Consider the following 19,276-nt stretch of genomic DNA (forward strand, 5'->3'; position numbering starts at 1 on the left):
TCGCTCGTGCTGTCGCACGCTCTTCCGGAGTGGTGGTGGCGGTCGGAGCGTCAGGCGGGGTCGTCCGGCGGACGCTCGCCGTCGGTGAGGGCGGCTCGGTCCTGATGCGCTACCCACACAGCTACCTGAGCACGCGAGCTGAAACCAAGTTTGCTCAGAATGTGCTCAATATGGCCCTCGGCGGTCCGCTGTGCTATCACCAGCGCCGCGGCGATGTCCTTGTTGCTGAGCCCCTGCGCGACCAGCTGGGCGATCTCGGTCTCCCGGGGTGTCAGCGGTGACGGCCGCTCGGGTACCGCCGCCTCCCCGGTGGGCAGTTCGTCCTCCAGCGCGTAGACCAGCGCCTGGTCGTACGGGAGCCGGGCACCCTGCCTGACGGCCGCGTTGTACGCCGGTCCGCCCAGCGCCCGGGCCACGTCCGCCTCGCACTCGTCGTGGTAGTGGACCAGGTGCCCGTAGCCGGAGAGCGGGGCGCCGACCGACTGCCAGACGGTCCGCACGATGCCCAGCAGCCGCGCCGACCGCCGGTGGTCCCGGTCGGTGGCGGCGATCCAGGCCAGCACCTCCAGGTTGACCCCCACGCCCAGCGGATCGTCGAGCGAACGGTTGAAGGTCAGGCTGTCCTTCTCCAGGGCGGCCGCGCGGGCGGTGTCGCCCCGGCGCCACACCTCGACGCCCAGCGCCATCATCGTGTACGCCCGGTGCCAGCCCTCGCCGTAGGCGTCGCACACCGCGAGGGACTCCTCGCCCAGCGCGATGGCGCGCGGCGAGTCGCCGATGAAGGAGTGGGCCAGGGAGAGCCGGATGAGGGCCAGCGCGAGCCCGACCGGATCGCCGGTCGCCCGGTGGCGGGCCACCGCCTCCTCGTAGAGCGCGATCGCGGACGGCGCGTCGCCCCGGTACATGGCGACCATGCCGGAGTAGAGCGCCGTGTACGCCAGGACCGGGTCCAGCCCGAGCCGTTCGCCGATGGCCCGGCTCTCCGCCAGCATGGCCGCGGCCGCCTTGGTGTCGGACTGGATGATGGCCAGCCAGCTGTTGGTCCACAGCGCCCGCGCCCGCACCTCGGTCGGCTCCGGGCAGGCGGCCAGCCCCTCGTCCAGCCAGCGCCGCCCCTCGCCGAGGTAGTAGCTGGTGATCCAGTGGTACAGCAGGTCGGCGGCGGTCCCCAGGCCGCAGGCGGTCTCCTCCGGCTCGGCGAAGGCGGCCTCCAGGGCGCTGCGCAGATTGGCGTGTTCCAGCTGGAGCCGGGTGAACCACTGCACCTGGGCCGGGCCGAACAGCGCGGCGCGCGCGTCGGCCGCCAGCTGCCGGTAGTAGTCGCGGTGGAGCCGCAGCCGACCGGTCTCCTCCCCGGAGGCGGCGAGCCGTTCCCGGCCGTACTGGCGCAGCGTGTCCAGCATCCGGTAGCGCACCGTGGCGTCGTGCTCCTCCCGGAGCAGCACCGACTTGTCCACCAGCTCGGTCACCAGGTCCAGGACGTCCTCGCGGGCGATGCCGTCGCCCGAGCAGACCGCCTCGGCGGCCTCCAGGTCCAGGCTTCCGGCGAACACCGAGACCCGGGCCCACAGCAGCCGCTCCTGCTCGGTGCACAGGTCGTGGCTCCAGTCGATCAGCGCCCGCAGCGTCTGGTGGCGGGGCAGCACCGACCGGGAGCCGGTGGTCAGCAGCCGGAAGCGGTCCTCCAGGCGGTCCAGCAGCTGCTGGACGGAGAGGGCGCGCAGCCGTACGGCCGCCAGCTCGATCCCGAGCGGTATGCCGTCCAGCCGTCGGCACACCCGTTCCACGGCGTCCCGGTTGGTCTCGGTGACGGCGAAGCCCGGCAGGATCGCCCCGGCCCGTTCGACGAACAGCCGCACCCCGTCGCACTGCGCGAGCGCCGCGGTGGACAGCCGCGGCCCGGTGACGTCGGGCAGCGGCAGCGCCGGAACGGCGAGGGTCTGCTCACCGGCGGTGCCCAGCGCCTGCCGGCTGGTGGCCAGGATGCGCAGCCGGGGAGCGGCCCGCAGCAGCCGGTCGGCGAGCAGCGCGCAGCCGTGGATCAGATGCTCGCAGTTGTCCAGGACGATCAGGGTCTGCCGGTCGCGCAGATGGTCGACGAGGACGTCCAGCGGCGGCCGGGCGGACTGGTCCCGGACCTCCAGGGCCTCGGCCACGCTCCGGGCGAGCAGATCCGGGGTCTCCAGGGCGGCCAGTTCGACCAGCCAGACCCCGTCGGAGAACGCTCGGCGCGCCTCCTCGGCGACCCGCAGCGCCAGTCGGGTCTTGCCGACCCCGCCCACTCCGGTGAGGGTCACCAGCCGGGACGCGGACAGCATGCGCCGGGCCTCGGCCGCCTCGTGCCGACGCCCCACGAAAGTCGTCACCTCGGCCGGCAGCCAGCCTGTCTGCCGCCCGGTCGGGGTGCCCGTCGCCACCGCACCCATGTGATGCCTCGCACCGGCCTCGGGCGAACGGGAGTGCCCCGCTCGGCCCGAACAGTCACTGTCCAGGCTATGCCCGGGGGGCGGGCCTCGCAGCCCGCTCGCGGGTGCCACTCAGGGTGGGCGGTGGTCGCCCGGCGTGACCGGGCCGAGGGTCAGGTAGCCATCCGGGGAGATCTCCCCTCGTCGCGGGCGGGCCCGCCGTCCCATGCTGGCCGCACTCGTGAAGAGTTCCGCCGACCGTCGGCGGAAGATCGAAGGTCAGCCATGTGCTTGCATCAGCCCCCTTGTCCCACCGCCGACGCGCCCGATCACGATTCGGCGCGTCTGGTGGCCTCCCACCCCGAGCAGGGGTGGAGCCTGCTCTGCAATGGAGTGGTGATCTTCGCGGACACGGGTGAACTGCTTCCCGACGGACGCGTCATCCCGGCGCCCCGTACCTGCCCCGACCAGGCGGGATGAAGTCCGGCGAAGGGAGACGCGATAGACAACTCGACGCCTCGTACCCACACAAGTGATATGAAACGGCCCGGGGAACGGAACGGTGAACGCCCTCACCACGCCTTCCGCCTCCCGGGCCCTTCTCGCGGGACCGTATGAGCCGATGCGGTGCCCCTGCGAGCGGATGCGGCCCCCTGCGGGCCGATGCAGGCCGATGTGATCGTCTGCGATCGACGTTGATCGTCGTGATGCTGTTCGTGTAACCTGATGATCGCGCCGAGTAGCTTATGTGCGCGCGGATTTCAACACCATCGGGGGTGCGAGGGGGACCGCTGTGCTGGACCGGATCAACGACTCCGGTTTACCCAGCATGCTGGTCGGCCGCGCCGCCGAGCTGACCGTGCTGACGAGTCACGCGGAGGCCGCCTCCGCCGGGCGATCGGGTCTGGTGGTGCTCTCCGGACCCGCCGGGATCGGCAAGACCAGTCTGCTGCGCGCCTTCCTCGACAGTGACACCTGCCGGAAGATGACCGTTCTGCACGGCACCTGCGGCGAGGTCGTGGCCGGTTCCGGTTACGGCGGCGTACGCGCCCTCTTCGGCCCGCTCGGGCTGACCGCCGACGACGCGAGCGACTCCCCGCTGCTCCAGGGCAGCGCCCGGCGCGCCCTGCCCGCGCTCGCCCCGTGCCCCGGTCACGAGGAACCGCCCTCACCCGCGACCGCCTACCCGGTGCTCCACGGGCTCTACTGGCTCGCGGTGAACCTCATGTCACAGGGCCCGCTCGTGCTCGTCCTCGACGACGCGCACTGGTGCGACGAACGCTCGCTGCGCTGGATCGACTTCCTGCTGCGCCGCGCCGACCACCTGCCGCTGCTCGTGGTGCTCGTCCAGCGCACCGAGGCGGAGCCCGCCGCGCCCGCCGCGCTGGCCGACATCGTCGCCCAGCCCCGCTCCTCGGCGATCCGGCTCGGCCCGCTGACCGACGCCGACGTGGCCGAGATGGCCGAGGAGGTCTTCCCGGTCCCGGTCGCGCCGTCCTTCGTCGAGCGCGCAGCCGCCGTCTGCGGGGGCAACCCCCTCACCGTCACCCGGCTGCTGCACGAACTGCGGGACAAGGGGGTGCGGCCGGACGACACCGGGGTCCGCGAGATCGCCGAGGTCGGCCAGTACGTGGTCGCCCAGTCGGTGCACGCCCTGCTGGCGCGTCAGCCCGGCTGGGTCCGGGACGTGGCCACCGCGATCGCCGTGCTCGGCGAAGTGGACCCGGAGCATGTCGGCGCCCTCGCCGCCGTGCCCGCCGCCCGCGTCGAGGCGGCCGTGACGGTGCTGCGCGGCGCCGAGGTGGTGGCGCCGGACCGCCCCGACCTCACCCACGACGTGGTGCGCTCGGCCGTGCTCGACGCCGCCGGGGCCGACACGCTGGCCGGTCTCCGCGCGCGGGCCGCCCAACTGCTCAGCGATATCGGCCGTCCCGCCGAAGAGGTTGCGGGCCAGGTGCTGCTGGTGCCCGCAAGCCCTCAGCCGTGGATGCGCGGGGTGCTGCGGGAGGCCGCCGCCCAGGCCACGACCCGCGGTGCGCCCGAGGCCGCCGCCCGCTATCTGCGCCGGGTCCTGGAGGCCGAGCCCGGCAGCGTGTCCGCCCGTGTCCGGCTGGCCGGGGCGCTCGCCGAGACCCGCCCGGTGGAGGCGATCGGGCTCCTGAAGGACGCCCTCGAACTCACCCCCGACGTACGGGCCAAGGCGCCCATCGCCGTCCAGCTGGGGATGACCTCCCTGACGGTGCAGCAGTCACCGGCCGCCGTACGGACGCTCGGCGCCGTGCTGGACGCGCTGGAGGCCGAGTTGGGGCCCGACCCCGAACCCCGCGACCAGGAACTGCTCACCCTCGTCCGGTCAGCGCTGCTGATCAGCGGCTCCGATGAGAAGGCGACCATCACCACGGTCCGGGAGCGGTTCGCGGGACTGGCCGAACCGGCCGGGGACACCCCCGCACAGCGGCAGCTGCTGGCCATGATGACCGTGCTCAGCGCCATGGAGGGCACCTCGGCGGAGCGTACGGTGCGCCAGGCCCGCCGCGCCCTGCGCTCCCCGGGGGTGGCGTTCGGCAACTGGTCGCTGCTCTTCTCCGCGTTCACCCTGGGCCTGGCCGACGAGGTCGGCGACGCGCTGGAGGCGATGGACCGCTCGCTGCGTTACGGCCAGGAGAACGCCGCGGTGTGGTCGTACGTCCTCACCCTCTCCACCCGGGCCCTGATCCTGCACGGCCTCGGCGCGATACCGGACGCGCTGGCCGACGCCCAGACCGCCGTCGAGATCGTCGGCCACGAGCGGTGGGGCAGCCATATGACGATGCCCCACATCGCCCTGGCGACCGTCCTGGTCGACCGCGGCGAACCGGAGCGGGCCGAGGAGCTGCTCGGCCAGGTCACCCGGCCGAACCTGGACGGGTTCGTCATGGAGTACCACTGGTATCTGATGGCCCGCGCCCGGGCCCGCTGGGCGCTGGGCGACGGCCGGACCGCGCTGCGGCTGCTGCTCGACTGCGGCTCCTCCCTGGAGGAGACCGGATTCGCCAACCCGTGTTTCATCCCCTGGTGGGCCGAGGCGGCCTGGGTCTACGCCGCCGAGAAACGCGCCGACGAGGCCCGGGACGTCGTCGACCACGGCGCCGAACTCGCCCGCCGCTGGGGCACTCCGCGCGCCCTCGGACTCGCCGCGCTCGCCCGCGGCATGACCACCCGCGGCGAAACCGGCATCGCCCTGCTCACCGAATCCGTCGCGCGGCTGTCCGCCTCACCCGCCCGCGCCGAGCACGCCCGCGCCGAATTCATGCTCGGCGCCGCCCTGCTGGACGCCGGGGACTCCCGCGGCGCCCGCGAGCATCTGCGGACCTCCGCCGACCTCGCCCAGAGCTGCGGCGCGCTGGCGCTCGCCAAGGCCGCCCGGCGGCGGCTGGTGGCCGCGGGCGGCCGGATGCGCGAGATCACCGCCTCCCCGGTGGACCTGCTCACCGGCACCGAGCGCAAGGTCGCCACCCTCGCCGCGGCCGGAGGAGGCAACCGGGAGATCGCCGAATCGCTCTTCGTCACGGTGCGCACCGTCGAGACGCATCTCACCAGCGTCTACCGGAAACTGGGGCTGGCCCAGCGGGCCGATCTGGCCTCGGTGCTGCGCACTCCGAGCGTCCCGCATCCGCAGGCTCCGGCGTGGGTGTCCGCGGCACGTGGCCACCGCTGAGTGCGACGTCACGGCGCTTCTGCGTACTCCGAATATGTGCTCGACATATAGTCGTTCCATGCAGCTCAACGGGCTACCGTTCCCGGGACGGGAACGAGAGCAGGCGGTGCTGGACTCGGTCGTCACCGACCTGGCGGCAGGCCGCCCATCGGTCCTCACCCTGTCCGGCAGGCCCGGCTTCGGCCGCGGCCCCCTGCTGCGCTGGGCGGCCCGGCTCGCGGAGGAACGCGGGCTGCGCACCCTGACCGCCCAGGCCACGCAGGGCGAGAGCACACTGCGCTACGGCGTGGTGCAGCAACTGCTGACACCGCTGGACGGGCTCAGCGACCGCTCGCTCGCGGCCCTGGCCGAACCCGGCCCGGACAGCGGACTGCCCGGTCTGGCCGAACTGCTGCGCAGCGCCCGCGACCGGCCGACGCTGCTCGTCGTCCACGAGGTGGACTGGCTGGACCCGGCCTCACGGCGCTGGTTCGACGCCCTGGTGCGGCGGCTGTCGGGAAAGCAGGTCGCCCTGCTGGCGAGCAGCAGAGGCGTCAGCCACCCCGGCTGGTGCGGCGCTTCCCCCTACCCAGGCCCGGTCTCCACCCGGCAGCTCGCGCTGTCCGCGTACACCGTGGGGGACGTCGCCACCATGATCGACGCGGTCTGCGGACGGCCCGCCGACGAAGCGTTCACCGAGGCGGCGTGGGAGGTGAGCGCGGGCAACCCCATGGTGCTGCACGAGGCGCTGGCCGACTTCACCGGACGCGGTCACCAGCCGGTCGCCGAACAGGCGCCGGAGCTGCGCGCGATGGTCGAGGCCGTCTGCGGCGACTACGTCGCCCGCGCGCTCGGCGGGCTCTCCGACACCGCCGTCACCGTCGTCCGCGCCCTGGCCGTCTGCGGCGAACTCCTCGACCTGCCCCTGCTGTACGCACTCGCCGGACCCCGCGCGGCGAGCGAACCCGGACTGGGCGTGGCGCTGGAGGCCAGCGGCCTGGCCACCGCCTCCGGCACCGGGCTGCGGCTGTGCTGCCCCGAGGCACGGAACTGGATTCTGGAGGACATGACCGCCGACGAGCGGATCGACCTCTACGCGCGGGCCGCCGAACTCGCCCACCGGGCCGCCGTACCCGACGAGGACATCGCCCGGCTGCTGCTCGCCGCCCGCCCGCTCGGCGAACCCTGGGCCGTCCATGTGCTGCGCCGCACCGCCACCGCCGCGCTGCGGGCCGGTCACCCCGCCCTCGCCATCGCCTGCCTGTCCCGCGCCCTGGACGAACCCCTGGACCCTGGCGGGCGCGCCCAACTGGGCCTGGAACTGGCCGCCATCGAGGTGCTCGGCGCGCCCGAGGCGAGCGACCGGCGGCTGACGGAGATCGTCCGGACCGGCACCGGGGCACCCGACGGGGCCCGGGTGCGCGCCGCCGACCTCGGCCTCACCCGCGGCGGCGTGGAGAGCCTGCGGTCCGCCGTGGCGAGCGCGCTGCCCGTGGCCCGGGACGGCGAACGGGAGGCCCTGGCCGGGCTGCTCCGGCTCGCCGAGCCCGGTCCCGAGGACGACGCCGACCCGCTGCTGCCCGAGATCCCCCCGCTGCCCGCCCGCCCCACCGATCCGGCGCAGGCCGCCGCCCGCGCCCGGCAGCTCTCCCTGCGGGGCGAGGACCTGCCCACCGCCCGGGCACTGGCCCGGCACGTCTTCACCGGCGAACCCGGCGCCGACGCGCTGATCCTGCCCCGGCTGGTCGCCGGGCGGGTTCTGCTGCTCACCGACGACCTGGACGAGGCCGAGGTGCGGCTGGACGCCCTCCATCTCGACTTACGTCGGCGCAACGCCCGGGCCGCCGCCGGGCTCGTGCTGGCCGTCCGGGGCGAACTGAACCTGCGGCGGGGCCGGGTCGACGCGGCCGAACGGGACATCGCCGCCGCCGGACGCGCCCTGCCGCAGGCCCACTGGCATCCGCACCACCTTCCCTATCTGACGGCGCTGCGGATCATCGTCGCCCTGGAGAGCGGCCGCGTGGAGCGGGCCGGGGAGCTGGCCGCCACGCCCGTCCCGGCCCAGGCGCAGGACGGCACGTCCTACGCCTATCTGCTGTTCGCCAGGGCGCTGGTGGCCTCCGGGGACGGCAGGAGGCTCGCCGAGTCGCTGGAGCTGTTCCGCGACTGCGGACGGCGGCTGCTGCGCCGCGGCCGCGGCAACCCCGCCCTGATGCCCTGGCGTTCGAGGGCCGCCGGGGTGTGCCACGCGCTCGGCGACCACGAGGAGGCACAGCGGCTGAGCCAGGAGGAGATCGCACTGGCCCGGCGGTGGGGCACGGCCAGCACTCTCGGCTGGGCCCAGCTGGGCGCCGGACGGGTGGCCCGCGAGGGCCGCGCCCACCAGCTCCGCGAGGCCTTGGGGACCCTGCGCCCCGCCGCCGCCCGGCTCGCCTACGCCGGTGCGCTGATCGAACTGGCCGGCGCCGAGCTGGACGCGGGGGACCGGCAGGCCGCCGTCCCCCTGGTGGCCGAGCTGTTCACGTTCACCACCACCCACCGGCCCGCCAGCCGGCTCGCCGCGCAGGTGCGCGCGCTCGCCGAACGGCTGGGACAGCCCACCGCGCCCGGGACCGGCCCGTACCCCGGCTGGGCGACGCTGACCGAACCCGAGCGGCGCACCGCCACCCTCGCCGGACTCGGCCACGGCAACCGGGAGATCGCCGAAATGCTGTCGGTGACCCGGCGCACGGTGGAGCTGCGGCTCAGCGTCGCGTACCGGAAGCTGCGGATCGGGGGGCGCGCGGAACTCCACGCGCTCGTGCGGGCGACGGAGGGATACGGTACGGATGTTGCTTGAGCGGGACACCGAGGTGGCACAGATCAGGGAGGCCCTGAGCGCCGCATGCGCGGGCACCTCGTCGCTGCTGCTGCTCACCGGCCCGCTCGGCATCGGCCGGACCGCGCTGCTGCAGCGGCTGGCCCTGCTGTCGGGGGAGGACGTCCGCGTCCTGCGTGCCAACGCCGCCCCGATGGAGCAGGACTTCGCCTTCGGCGTGGTCCGTCAGCTCTTCGACAGCCTGCTGACCGGCGCCCCGCCCGAGGCGTGCGAACGCTGGCTGCGCGAGCACGGCGACTTCGCCCGCATGATCCTCGCCGACGACGCCCTGCCACTGGGCGAATGCCGCTCCGTCGACCTGTCCGAGACGGTCCTGAACGGACTGCGCGCCCTGCTGGCCGACGTCGGCGCCGACCACCCGCTGCTGATCCTGGTGGACGACCTCCAGTGGGTGGACGCCCCCTCGCTGCGCTGGCTCGCCCACCTGAGCAAGCGGCTGCACGGGATGCGCGCCGTACTCGTCTGCGCCCTGCGCGACGGCGATCCGCGGGCCCGGGAGCTGACGCTGCGCGAGATCACCGACTGCGCACAGCGGGTGCTGCGCCCCGCGCCGCTGTCCGTCGAAGCCACCAGGGAGATGGTTCTCGACCAGTTCGGGGAGCCGGGCGACGAGGAATTCGCCCGCGCCTGCCACGAGATCTCCGCGGGCAACCCCCTCTTTCTCAGATCGGTCCTGGTGACCCTCGCCGCAGCCGGCCACAGCCCCACCGCCGGGCACGTCGAGACGGCCCGCCGGCAGCGCCCCGCCCAGCTCCGCGAATGGCTGGCCAACTGCATGCGCACCCAGCCGCGGTCGGTACGGGACCTGGCCGCCGCGATCGCCGTCCTCGGCGACCAGGGCGAACCCGAACTGATGGCCCGGCTGGCGGGCCTCGACCCGATCGGCCTCGCCGCCGCGCTGCGCACCCTCGGCCAACTCGGCCTGCTGGCAGCCGAGCAGGAGCCGCGCTTCCTCCACCGCGTCGTACAGGACGCCGTCGAGTCCTCGATGACCGTCGCCGAGCGCGAGCGACTGCACGACGCCGCCGCGGCCCTGCTGTACAGCGAAGGCTCCTCCGCCGAACTGGTCGCCGCCCAGCTGATGGCCGTCACCGCCTCACAGCACCCCTGGTCGATCGAGGTGCTGCGGGCCGCGGCCGACACCGCGCTGCGGCGGGGCGCTCCGGACATCGCCACCCGCTATCTGCGGCGCGCGCTGCTGGACGGCGCGTTGTCCGGCGAGAGCCGCGGACGGCTGCTGATCGATCTGGCTACCGCGGAGCGCGAATTCGACCCGGCCGCCTGCGAACGTCACATCTCCCAGGCGATACCCCTGCTGACCACGCCACGGCACCGGGCCGCCGCCGCCCTGCGGATGTCCCCGGCCATCGTGGGCGCGGTGCCGCCGACGGTCATCGACCTGTTCCAGCAGGTCGCCGATGACCTGGGCCCGGCGTCCGCCCTCGACGGCTCGGCGCGCGACGTGGCGCTGCGGCTGGAGGCGCGGCTGCGGCACGCCGGGCACGAGGACCCGGCGGCGCTGGCCACGGCCGTGGAGCGGCTGTCGGCGCTGGGCGAGGAGCCGCCGCTCGACTCGGCCGCCGAACGCGAGCTGACCGCCGTCCTGTTCAACGCCGCGATGCTCACGATCCGGCAGCCGGCGGCCGAGGTCGCCCGGCTCGCGGGCCGTGTCCTGGAGCGGGAACCGGCCGGCGCGGACGGGGCCCATTCGCATCTGCCGCTGGTGGCGGTCGCGCTGGTCGCCGCCGACTCGGTACGGGGCATCAGCTCCTGGCCAGCGGCCGAGCGGCACTCCCCGAGGCAGGACGTCACGGCCGTCGACGCGCTCGTCCACGCCGAGCAGGCGATGATGCTGGTGGCGCGCGGCCGGGTGGCCCGGGCCCGGGAGCCCGCCGAGCGCGCGATGCGGCTGGCCGGTGCGCACTGGCCGGAGGCCGGGACTCTCGCCACCGTCGCCCTCACCTACGTCGCCTTGGAGCTCGACGACGCCGAGCTGGTCGAGGGGGTGCTGGACGAGGCCGGGCGGCGCCGGTCGGCCAACATGGCGCTCACCGCCTCGCTCCAGCTCCTCAAGGCGTCCCAGGACGCCCGGCACGGCCGCTGGACCAGCGCGCTGGACACGTTGCTGGGCTGCGGCAGGCAGCTGGACGCGGCGGGGTGGCGCAATCCCGTCCTCTTCCGGTGGCGGCCCTGGGCGGCCACCCTCCAGCACCGCATCGGAGACTCCCGCGCGGCCCTGGCGCTCGCCGAGGAGGAGCACGCCCGGGCCGAGGCCTGGGGCGCCCCCGTCGCGCTGGGCCGCGCCCTGCGGCTCAAGGGCCGGCTGCACGACGGCGCCCATGGCACGAAACTGCTGCGCGAATCGGCCGACGTGCTGCGCGCCTCCGCCAACGAACTCGAACTCGCCCGCTCGCTCGCCCTGCTGGCCCGGCGGCTGGAAGGCGGCCCGGAGGCGGCGGCCCTGCTGCGGGAGGCCGGAGCCCTCGCCGCGGTCTGCGGCGTGCCCTGGCTGATCGAGCGGGTCGAGCAGGGGGGCGGTACGGCGGCACCCCGGCCGGAGGCCGCGCTGACCCGTACCGAACGTACGGTGGTCTCCCTGGCCGGGGACGGCCTCACCAACCAGGAGATCGCCGGGCGGCTCGGCGTCACCTCCCGCGCGGTCGAGAAGCACCTCACCCATGCCTACCGCAAGCTGGGCATCTCCGGCCGCCGCCAGCTGATGGAGATCCTGCCCCGCCTGGATTCGGAAATCCTGCGTTAACGACGCTAATTCACCGGGTGTCCAACCGGCTTCGTCGGCCGGGCTTCCCGGCATGGCCGGGCATCGGGGGCGAGACGTTCGATCCGGGCAATTTCGCAGGTCGGCGAGGTGACCGAACCGACCACCGAAGCCCTGTGGTGCGGACCGAACCTCGGAGAAGCGGTACCACAGGATTGGGCGACGCGCCCCCTGCTGACGTTGACTCACGCGTCATGATCTCCCTAGTCTCATTAAAAAGCATTCGAATTGAATAGCCGCGGTATTCGTCCCCGGCCATTCGCTCCCGGTCATTGATAAACAGGAAGGGATGGCAGTCCCTTGGCAGTTTCCGCACTAGCAGATTCGGCTCGGCCAACTCCTCACGAGATGGAATCTGACCAGATCGAGTACGCGGACCTTCTGCGCCAGTTCGACACGCCGGGGGCATGTGTCGTCTGTCTCGACCCGTCCCTGACGGTCCGGCAGGCGAACCATGAGTTCTTCTGGCAGTTCGACGACGACTCCGCCGTGAGCGTCTGCGGCCGCGACTTCTGTGATCTGGCGCATCCCAGCGCCCAGCAGGCGCTGCACCACCAGCTCTCCCGGCTGGTCGACGGCACCCGCCACCGGTTCTCCGGCCATGTGGTCGTCGTCGGCTCCCAGGGCGCCGCCTTCACCAGCGCGCTCACCGCGGTCGCCGTACGCGAGGGCACCTCGCACGTCGCCTCGCTCCTGGTGGTGTTGCGGCCCGTGGGCGGCGGTCAGGAGCTGGACATGGTGACCAACCGCAAGAAGATCCTCAGTGAAATCGAGGCGCGCATCCTGGAGGGCATCGCGGCCGGACTCCCCACCATTCCACTCGCCTCCCGGCTCTATCTCAGCCGGCAGGGCGTCGAATACCACGTGACGCGTCTGCTCCGTAAGCTGCGGGTCCCCAACCGGGCGGCCCTGGTCTCCCGCGCCTATTCCGTGGGCGTCCTCAATGTGGGCTCCTGGCCGCCGAAGGTCGTCGACGACTTCGTGAAGTGACCCACGAGCCGTGACGCGGCGGCATACGGACGGAACGCCGCCGCGTCAGAAGGCGTCACGAGGTGCCCTGAGGCCTCGCGAGGTGCCGTGAGGCGTCACGTTGAGCCGGGGCCGGGGCCGGAGCCGCGGGCGAGCCGCAGCACACTGAACGCGGTGAGCGCCACATGCAGCTGGGTGCGCTGCTCACCCGACTCCAGATCGCAGCCGAGCACCCGCTCGATCGCGTGCAGCCGCTGGTAGAACGCCTGCCGTGACAGGTTCGCGCGCTTGGCGGCCACCGTCTTGTTGCCCGCCGCGTCCAGATAGGCGTGCAGGGTCGTCAGCAGATCGGTGCCATGCCGCTCATCGTGCTGCACCAGTCGGCCGAGCTGCCGTTCCACGTACTCCTGCACTCGCACATCACCGCGCAGCGCGTACAGCAACTGCCGTAGTCCGATATCGCTCAGCTCATGGAACGGCTTGTCCGGTGTGCCCGGGACGGCGGCGTCCGCGACCCGGGCCGCCTGCTGGAAGGAGCGAGCCGTCTGCGACAGGTCCGATACCTCGGAGCCCACGCTGACCACCGCGTCCGGATCGGACTCCCGCACGGAACGGCTCAGCCGCTCCACCAACGGCCGCCAGGGTGTGGCCGGATGGAACGCGAGCAGCACCCCGAGATGATCGCCGGGCACCGTGCCGGTCAGCACCGCGGCGCCCGCCGCGGCCATCTCCTCCGTCAGCCGGTCCTCCAGTTCCCCCGGCTCTTCGCCGCCGGGCCCCTGGGCGGGGGTGACGAGCACGACGATCAGCCGCCGTCCCATGACCCGCATGCCCAGCGCCTCGGCCCGGGCCCGCGCCTCCCCGGCCGAGCGGCAGCGCTGCTCGACCAGATCCAGCAGCAGCGTGCGCTGCGCCCGCCGCTCCCAGCGGGTGTGCTGGGTCAGCCGGGCGATGGTCAGGGCGGTGGCCGTACGCTCCAGGACCATCGCATGCTCGGGACCCACCGCCGGGGCGCCCGAGGCGTCCGGCAGCATGACCAGCCGCCCCCAGCGCTCGCCCCGGTACTCCACGGCCGTCACCAGCCAGTTCTCCGGGCCGCTCAGCTCGGTGCGGTCGGGCGGGGGCGTACCGCGGGACCGCCGCTCCCAGCCGGTCAGCACCCCCTCGACGCCATGGCCAGGCGCCCCGCAGATCACGGCCCGGTGGATCAGGTTCTCCAGTACCACCGGATGGCCGCTCAGCTCGGCGGCCATGCCCACCACCTCGTCCGGCTCGGCGCCGCGCAGGGTCAGCGCGGTGAAGGTGTCATGGACGTCCTGCGCCCGGCGCAGGGTCTCGATCTGGCTGCCGATGATCATCGAGTGGACGATCTGGGTGACCTCCACGAAGTTCACGTTCCCAGGCAGCAGGACGAGCGGGAAATCCCGCGCCCGGCAGGCGCTCACCAGCTCCGACGGCGGCTCGTGATACCGCCGGACCAGCTCGATGACCAGGCCCGCGGCGCCGATGTCCGCCAGCTCCTCCACATACCGGCGCACCAGCGCGGGGTCCTCCGGCAGCGGCATCCCGGTGGTCAGGACCAGCTCCCCGCCCTTGAGGAAGGACGCCGGGTCGAGCAGCTCGGTGATGTGGACCCAGCGCACCGGACGGGACAGCTGATCGTGACCGGACACCACTTCCGGATGCCCGGCGGCCAGCACCGGAAGCCGCAGTGCGTCGCCGAGGGTGAGCGGAGCGGAGCCGTTCATGCGGGCCACTCTGACAAGCGGGCCGACCAGGCGCAACCACGATCCGGGGGTCTCCTTGACAAAGTGTCCACCCGGTCCCGGTTGACATAACGTCCATCCCGATCAGCTGCCCGCGACACAATGATCATTGTCTTTCCCCGGTCCGCTCCCGCAGGCTCGAAGAAGTCCCGCACGCTGAAGAAGTCTCGAAGCAGTCCGGTCCACCGCCGTCCCGCGGATGTTTGGGAGAGATCATGACCAATCTGTCGCCGCAGCTCCGCCAAGCCACTCCGGTGGTCGCCGTCCGCGGAGAGGGGGCCTACCTCCACGGTGAGGACGGACGCCGCTATCTGGACTTCACCGCGGGCATCGGCGTCACCAGCACCGGACACTGCCACCCGCGGGTCGTCGCCGCCGCGCAGGAGCAGGTCGGCACCCTCATCCACGGCCAGTACACGACCGTCATGCACAAGCCGCTCCAGCGGCTGACCGACAAGCTCGGCGAGGTGCTGCCCGAGGGCCTCGACAGCCTGTTCTTCAACAACTCCGGCAGCGAGGCCGTCGAGTCCGCGCTGCGCCTCGCCCGCCAGGCCACCGGGCGGCCGAACATCCTGGTCTGCCACGGCGGCTTCCACGGCCGCACCGTCGCCGCCGCGTCCATGACCACCTCCGGGACCCGCTTCCGCTCCGGCTTCTCGCCCCTGATGAGCGGCGTCATGGTGACCCCGTTCCCCACCGCCTACCGGTACGGCTGGGACGAGGAGACCGCGACCCGGTTCGCGCTGAAGGAACTGGACTACGTCCTCCAGACCATGTCCTCGCCCGACGACACCGCCGCGATCATCGTCGAGCCGGTGCTGGGCGAGGGCGGCTACGTACCCGCCACCGAGGGCTTCCTCCAGGGGCTGCGCGAGCGGGCCGACCGCCATGGCTTCCTGCTCATCCTGGACGAGGTGCAGACCGGCGTCGGCCGCACCGGGCGGTTCTGGGGCCATGACCACTTCGGGGTCCGCCCCGACATCCTGATCACCGCCAAGGGCCTGGCCAGCGGCTTCCCGCTGTCCGGCATCGCCGCCTCCGAGGAACTGATGGCCAAGGCCTGGCCCGGCTCCCAGGGCGGCACCTACGGCGCCAACGCGGTGGCCTGCGCCGCGGCCGTCGCCACCCTCGACGTCGTACGGGACGAGAACCTCGTCGCCAACGCCGACGCCATGGGCGCCCGGCTGCGCTCCGGCCTGGAGGACGTCGCCGCGAAGACCCCCGCCATCGGGGACGTCCGCGGCCTCGGTCTCATGCTGGCCAGCGAGTTCGTCACCGAGGACGGCGAACCCGACCCGGCGACCGCGGGCCGGGTGCAGCGCGCCGCCGTGGACGAGGGACTGCTGCTGCTCCTGTGCGGCGCCTGGAACCATGTGGTCCGGATGATCCCCGCGCTCGTCGTCGACGAAGCGGCGATCGACGAGGGACTGCGCGCCTGGTCCGCCGCCGTGAGCGCCGGTACGTCCGGCACCTCCTGACGCCCTTCGCCCTGTCATCCTCGGGACCCCCGGCCGCCGCCCGCCACCCGCGCGGGCGGCGGCCACAGAAGGAGATTGCCGCTATGTCTGCCCTGCCCACCCCCTCGTTCCCCGCAGCGGGCGACGTCCTTGCGACGGTGTCCAAGAAGCTGTACATCGCCGGGTCCTGGTCCGACGCGGCTGGTGGCCTGACCATGCCGGTCGACGACCCGGCCACCGGCGAGGTGCTGTGCGACGTCGCCGACGCCAGCCCCGCCGACGGACAGCGCGCGCTCGACGCCGCCCTGGACGCCCAGGAGAAATGGGCCGCCACCGCGCCCCGCGCCCGCAGCGAGATCCTGCGCCGCGCCTACGAACTGATCCTGGAGCGCGCCGACGCGCTCGCCGCCCTGATGACGGCCGAGATGGGCAAACCGCTGGCCGAGGCGCGCGGCGAGGCCGCGTACGCCGCCGAGTTCTTCCGCTGGTTCTCCGAAGAGGCCGTCCGCATCGACGGCGGATACGCCACCATGCCCGACGGCAAGAACCGCATGCTGCTCATGCGCCGCCCCGTCGGCCCCTGTCTGCTCGTCACCCCGTGGAACTTCCCGCTGGCCATGGGCACCCGCAAGATCGGCCCGGCGATCGCCGCTGGCTGCACCATGGTGCTCAAGCCCGCCCCGCAGACCCCGCTGTCCTCGCTCGCCCTCGCGGGCATCCTGGAGGAGGCCGGGCTGCCCGCCGGGGTGCTCAACATCATCACCACCTCGCGGGCCGGAGAGGTCGTCGAGCCGCTGCTGACCGGCGGCCACATCCGCAAGCTGTCCTTCACCGGCTCCACCCAGGTCGGCCGCATCCTGCTCGGCCAGTGCGCGCCCGCCGTGGTCCGCACCTCCATGGAGCTCGGCGGCAACGCGCCCTTCATCGTCTTCGACGACGCGGACCTCGACGTCGCGGTCGAGGGCGCCATGATCGCCAAGATGCGCAACATGGGCGAGGCCTGCACCGCCGCCAACCGCTTCTTCGTCCACTCCTCCGTGGCCGCCGAGTTCGCCGACCGCCTCGCCCGCCGCATGGGCGCCCTCGACGTCGGCCCCGGCAACCGCCCCGGCGTCGACGTGGGCCCGCTGATCGACCGGACGGGTCGCGGCAAGGTCGAGGAACTGGTCGCCGACGCCGTAGCGCGCGGCGCCGAGGTCCTGGTCGGCGGCACCACCCCCGACGGCCCCGGCTGCTTCTACCCGCCGACCGTGCTCACCGGAGTGTCCCCGGCCAGCAGGCTGATGGAGACCGAGATCTTCGGCCCGGTCGCCGCCGTCCTCACCTTCGAGGACGAGGACGAGGTCGTCGCCACCGCCAACAGCACCGAATGGGGCCTGGTGGGCTACGTCTTCACCCGGGACCTCAACCGCTCGCTGCGGGTGAGCGAACGCCTGGAGGTCGGCATGGTCGGCCTCAACACCGGCCTGGTCTCCAACCCGGCCGCCCCCTTCGGCGGCGTCAAACAGTCCGGCCTCGGCCGCGAGGGCGGCCGCGTCGGCATCGACGAGTTCCTGGAGTACAAGTACATCGCCACCCCCGTCTCGTAACGGCACGCCTCGCCTCCGGGGGTTTCCCCTCCCCTCCCCGCCCCTTCCCGGCACCCGTCGATTTGCGGCTCCGCCGCGCGGGGGCTCCGCCCCGGTCCTCAGGGCGTCCGGGGGTCCAGGGGGCGGAGCCCCTTGGTTCGGGAAGGGGCGGGTAGGGGATAAAGCCCCGGGCACCACCCCGCGGCCCGCGAACGCCGGAGGCACCACGGGAGCGCGGGCGGGCCCGGCACGGCGCACCGTGGGAACCGCCGCCGGGGGCGGGCCGTTGGCCTGGTGGGGGCGGCGCGAGGAGGGGACCCATGGCCGAGTTGGTGCCCGGCGGCAACCAACCACTGCCGGACGGCACGCTGACCATCCGCGTCCCGGGCCCCTTCGACCTGTCCGCGCTGATCACCGGCGACGACGGAAAGGTCAGGGGCGACGGCGACTTCGTCTTCTTCAACCAGCCCACCGCCCCCGGCGTCCGGGTCCAGGGGGACACCGTCACCGTGCGGCCCGGGCAGCTGCGCTCCGGCGCCAGCCGGGTCACCGTCGTCGTCAGCCCCGCCGACCCCGGCACACCGCTCGGCCGGTTGCCCGCGCCCGTCATGAGCGTCACCGGAAGCGGCGGCGCTCCGTCGGCCCGGTTCGCCCCGCCGCGCCCCGGGGCGGAGACGGTGCTGCTGCTCGCCGAGATCTACCGGCGCGGCACCCGGTGGAAGGTGCGGGCGATCGGCCAGGGGTACGCGGACGGGCTGGCCGGGGTGGCGCGCGACTTCGGCGTCGATGTCGCGGATGACGGGACAGCGGACGACGGCACCACGGGCACCGGCATTGCGGGCACCGGCACCGTGAGGGACGGCACCGCGGGCACCGGCACCGCCAGCCACCCCGTCGCGCCCCCGCCCACCGGCGGCGACGGGGTCCTCGGGCTCGTCAACGCCGCCCGGTCACGCCACGGCGTACCGCCCGTCACCCTCGACCCCCGGCTCACCCGGGCCGCCGAGGCCCATGCGGCCGCCATGGCCGCCCACGGCGCGCTCGGTGCGGAGAGCCCCGACGGGACGTCACTCTTCCACCGGATCGCGGCACACGGCTACGCCCCGCTCACGGTCGCCGAGCACCTCGTCTCCGGGCCGCGCACCCCGGGCGGGTTCATCGACTACTGCCTGTCCGATGGGGAGCGTGGTGGCCCGTTCCGGGACCCGGCGGTCACCCATGTGGGCATCGGCAGCGCGTCCGGCGCCGGAGACGTGTTCTGGACGGCGGTGTGGGCGCGGCCCTTCACCCCGGACGGTCTGCGCCGCCTCACGTCCGAGGTGATCGCGCTGACCAACGCCGAGCGCGCCGCCGCCCGGCTGGCGCCGCTGGCCCCCGACCCGCGGCTGACGCTGGCCGCGCAGGCGCACAGCGACGACATGGTCGCCCGCGACTTCTACGACCACACCAGCCCCGAGGGCCGTCAGCCCTGGGACCGGGCCGCCACCGCCGGGGCCACCCACCGCGGTATCGGCGAGAACATCGCGTGCGGTCAGCGCGGCCCGGCGGAGGTGGTCCGCGGCTGGATGGACAGCCCCGGCCACCGCGCCAACATCCTCAAGGCCGACTTCACGCACATAGGCGTCGGCTACGCCACGGGCAGCCGCGCCGCCACGTACTGGACCCAGGTCTTCGGCGCGAGATGCTAGGGCCTGTCGTTTGGATCAGGGCCGGGCTCGCGGGCCCTGGCACGCGCATCTGCGGCGTTGTCGTCACTCGCCGACGCTCCGCGTCGACTC

Annotated in this window: 10 protein-coding genes; 8 read left to right on the forward strand and 2 right to left on the reverse strand. The window is 73.6% G+C overall.

Annotated features, from left to right (window positions below):
- Window positions 1–50 precede the first annotated feature (50 nt).
- On the reverse strand, window positions 51–2,426 hold the full coding sequence (locus ABZ370_RS34995) for a LuxR C-terminal-related transcriptional regulator (protein WP_358629445.1): 2,376 nt from the start codon (window positions 2,424–2,426) through the stop codon (window positions 51–53).
- A 264-nt stretch (window positions 2,427–2,690) separates the two neighbouring features.
- On the opposite strand from ABZ370_RS34995, the gene ABZ370_RS35000 reads away from it, so the two are divergent.
- The 5 genes from ABZ370_RS35000 to ABZ370_RS35020 all read left to right on the forward strand — a co-directional run bounded on the left by ABZ370_RS35000 (window position 2,691) and on the right by ABZ370_RS35020 (window position 12,728).
- A complete protein-coding gene (locus tag ABZ370_RS35000; protein ID WP_358629448.1) occupies window positions 2,691–2,885 on the forward strand; it encodes a DUF5999 family protein in 195 nt (64 codons plus the stop codon).
- A gap of 313 nt (window positions 2,886–3,198) precedes the next feature.
- Complete coding sequence (locus ABZ370_RS35005) at window positions 3,199–6,102, forward strand: AAA family ATPase (protein WP_358629450.1); 2,904 nt, start codon at window positions 3,199–3,201, stop codon at window positions 6,100–6,102.
- Between the two features lie 58 nt (window positions 6,103–6,160).
- Window positions 6,161–8,920, forward strand: a complete 2,760-nt coding sequence (locus ABZ370_RS35010) for a LuxR family transcriptional regulator (RefSeq protein ID WP_358629453.1) — start codon at window positions 6,161–6,163, stop codon at window positions 8,918–8,920.
- Window positions 8,910–11,720: an AAA family ATPase gene (locus ABZ370_RS35015; RefSeq protein ID WP_358629455.1), complete on the forward strand. Its 2,811-nt coding sequence runs from the start codon at window positions 8,910–8,912 to the stop codon at window positions 11,718–11,720. Before ABZ370_RS35010 ends, ABZ370_RS35015 begins: the two co-directional genes overlap by 11 nt.
- Before the next feature lie 366 nt (window positions 11,721–12,086).
- A complete protein-coding gene (locus ABZ370_RS35020; RefSeq protein WP_358629458.1) occupies window positions 12,087–12,728 on the forward strand; it encodes a LuxR C-terminal-related transcriptional regulator in 642 nt (213 codons plus the stop codon).
- 95 nt (window positions 12,729–12,823) lie between these two features.
- Here ABZ370_RS35020 and ABZ370_RS35025 read toward each other — a convergent pair whose 3' ends face one another.
- Window positions 12,824–14,455, reverse strand: coding sequence for a PucR family transcriptional regulator ligand-binding domain-containing protein (locus ABZ370_RS35025; protein ID WP_358629461.1), 1,632 nt, complete (start codon window positions 14,453–14,455; stop codon window positions 12,824–12,826).
- Window positions 14,456–14,688: 233 nt separating this feature from the next.
- On the opposite strand from ABZ370_RS35025, the gene ABZ370_RS35030 reads away from it, so the two are divergent.
- From ABZ370_RS35030 to ABZ370_RS35040, 3 genes are all read left to right on the forward strand, one after another.
- Window positions 14,689–15,951 carry an aminotransferase class III-fold pyridoxal phosphate-dependent enzyme gene (locus ABZ370_RS35030; protein ID WP_358629464.1) on the forward strand — a complete coding sequence of 421 codons (1,263 nt, stop codon included), beginning with the start codon at window positions 14,689–14,691 and terminating at the stop codon, window positions 15,949–15,951.
- Between the two features lie 83 nt (window positions 15,952–16,034).
- Window positions 16,035–17,519: an NAD-dependent succinate-semialdehyde dehydrogenase gene (locus ABZ370_RS35035; RefSeq protein WP_358629467.1), complete on the forward strand. Its 1,485-nt coding sequence runs from the start codon at window positions 16,035–16,037 to the stop codon at window positions 17,517–17,519.
- Between the two features lie 299 nt (window positions 17,520–17,818).
- Window positions 17,819–19,186 carry a CAP domain-containing protein gene (locus ABZ370_RS35040; RefSeq protein ID WP_358629470.1) on the forward strand — a complete coding sequence of 456 codons (1,368 nt, stop codon included), beginning with the start codon at window positions 17,819–17,821 and terminating at the stop codon, window positions 19,184–19,186.
- The last annotated feature ends 90 nt before the right edge of the window (window positions 19,187–19,276 follow it).

Source organism: Streptomyces sp. NPDC005962 (assembly GCF_040629205.1).
In the GTDB taxonomy this organism is placed as follows: domain Bacteria; phylum Actinomycetota; class Actinomycetes; order Streptomycetales; family Streptomycetaceae; genus Streptomyces.

Excerpts from the sequence above, each read along its gene's own strand:
- ABZ370_RS34995 (WP_358629445.1), bottom strand. The coding sequence starts at position 2,426 with ATGGGTGCGGTGGCGACGGGCACCCCGACCGGGCGGCAGACAGGCTGG.
- ABZ370_RS35000 (WP_358629448.1), top strand. The coding sequence starts at position 2,691 with ATGTGCTTGCATCAGCCCCCTTGTCCCACCGCCGACGCGCCCGATCAC.
- ABZ370_RS35010 (WP_358629453.1), top strand. The coding sequence starts at position 6,161 with ATGCAGCTCAACGGGCTACCGTTCCCGGGACGGGAACGAGAGCAGGCG.
- ABZ370_RS35015 (WP_358629455.1), top strand. The coding sequence starts at position 8,910 with ATGTTGCTTGAGCGGGACACCGAGGTGGCACAGATCAGGGAGGCCCTG.
- ABZ370_RS35020 (WP_358629458.1), top strand. The coding sequence starts at position 12,087 with ATGGAATCTGACCAGATCGAGTACGCGGACCTTCTGCGCCAGTTCGAC.
- ABZ370_RS35025 (WP_358629461.1), bottom strand. The coding sequence starts at position 14,455 with ATGAACGGCTCCGCTCCGCTCACCCTCGGCGACGCACTGCGGCTTCCG.
- ABZ370_RS35030 (WP_358629464.1), top strand. The coding sequence starts at position 14,689 with ATGACCAATCTGTCGCCGCAGCTCCGCCAAGCCACTCCGGTGGTCGCC.
- ABZ370_RS35035 (WP_358629467.1), top strand. The coding sequence starts at position 16,035 with ATGTCTGCCCTGCCCACCCCCTCGTTCCCCGCAGCGGGCGACGTCCTT.
- ABZ370_RS35040 (WP_358629470.1), top strand. The coding sequence starts at position 17,819 with ATGGCCGAGTTGGTGCCCGGCGGCAACCAACCACTGCCGGACGGCACG.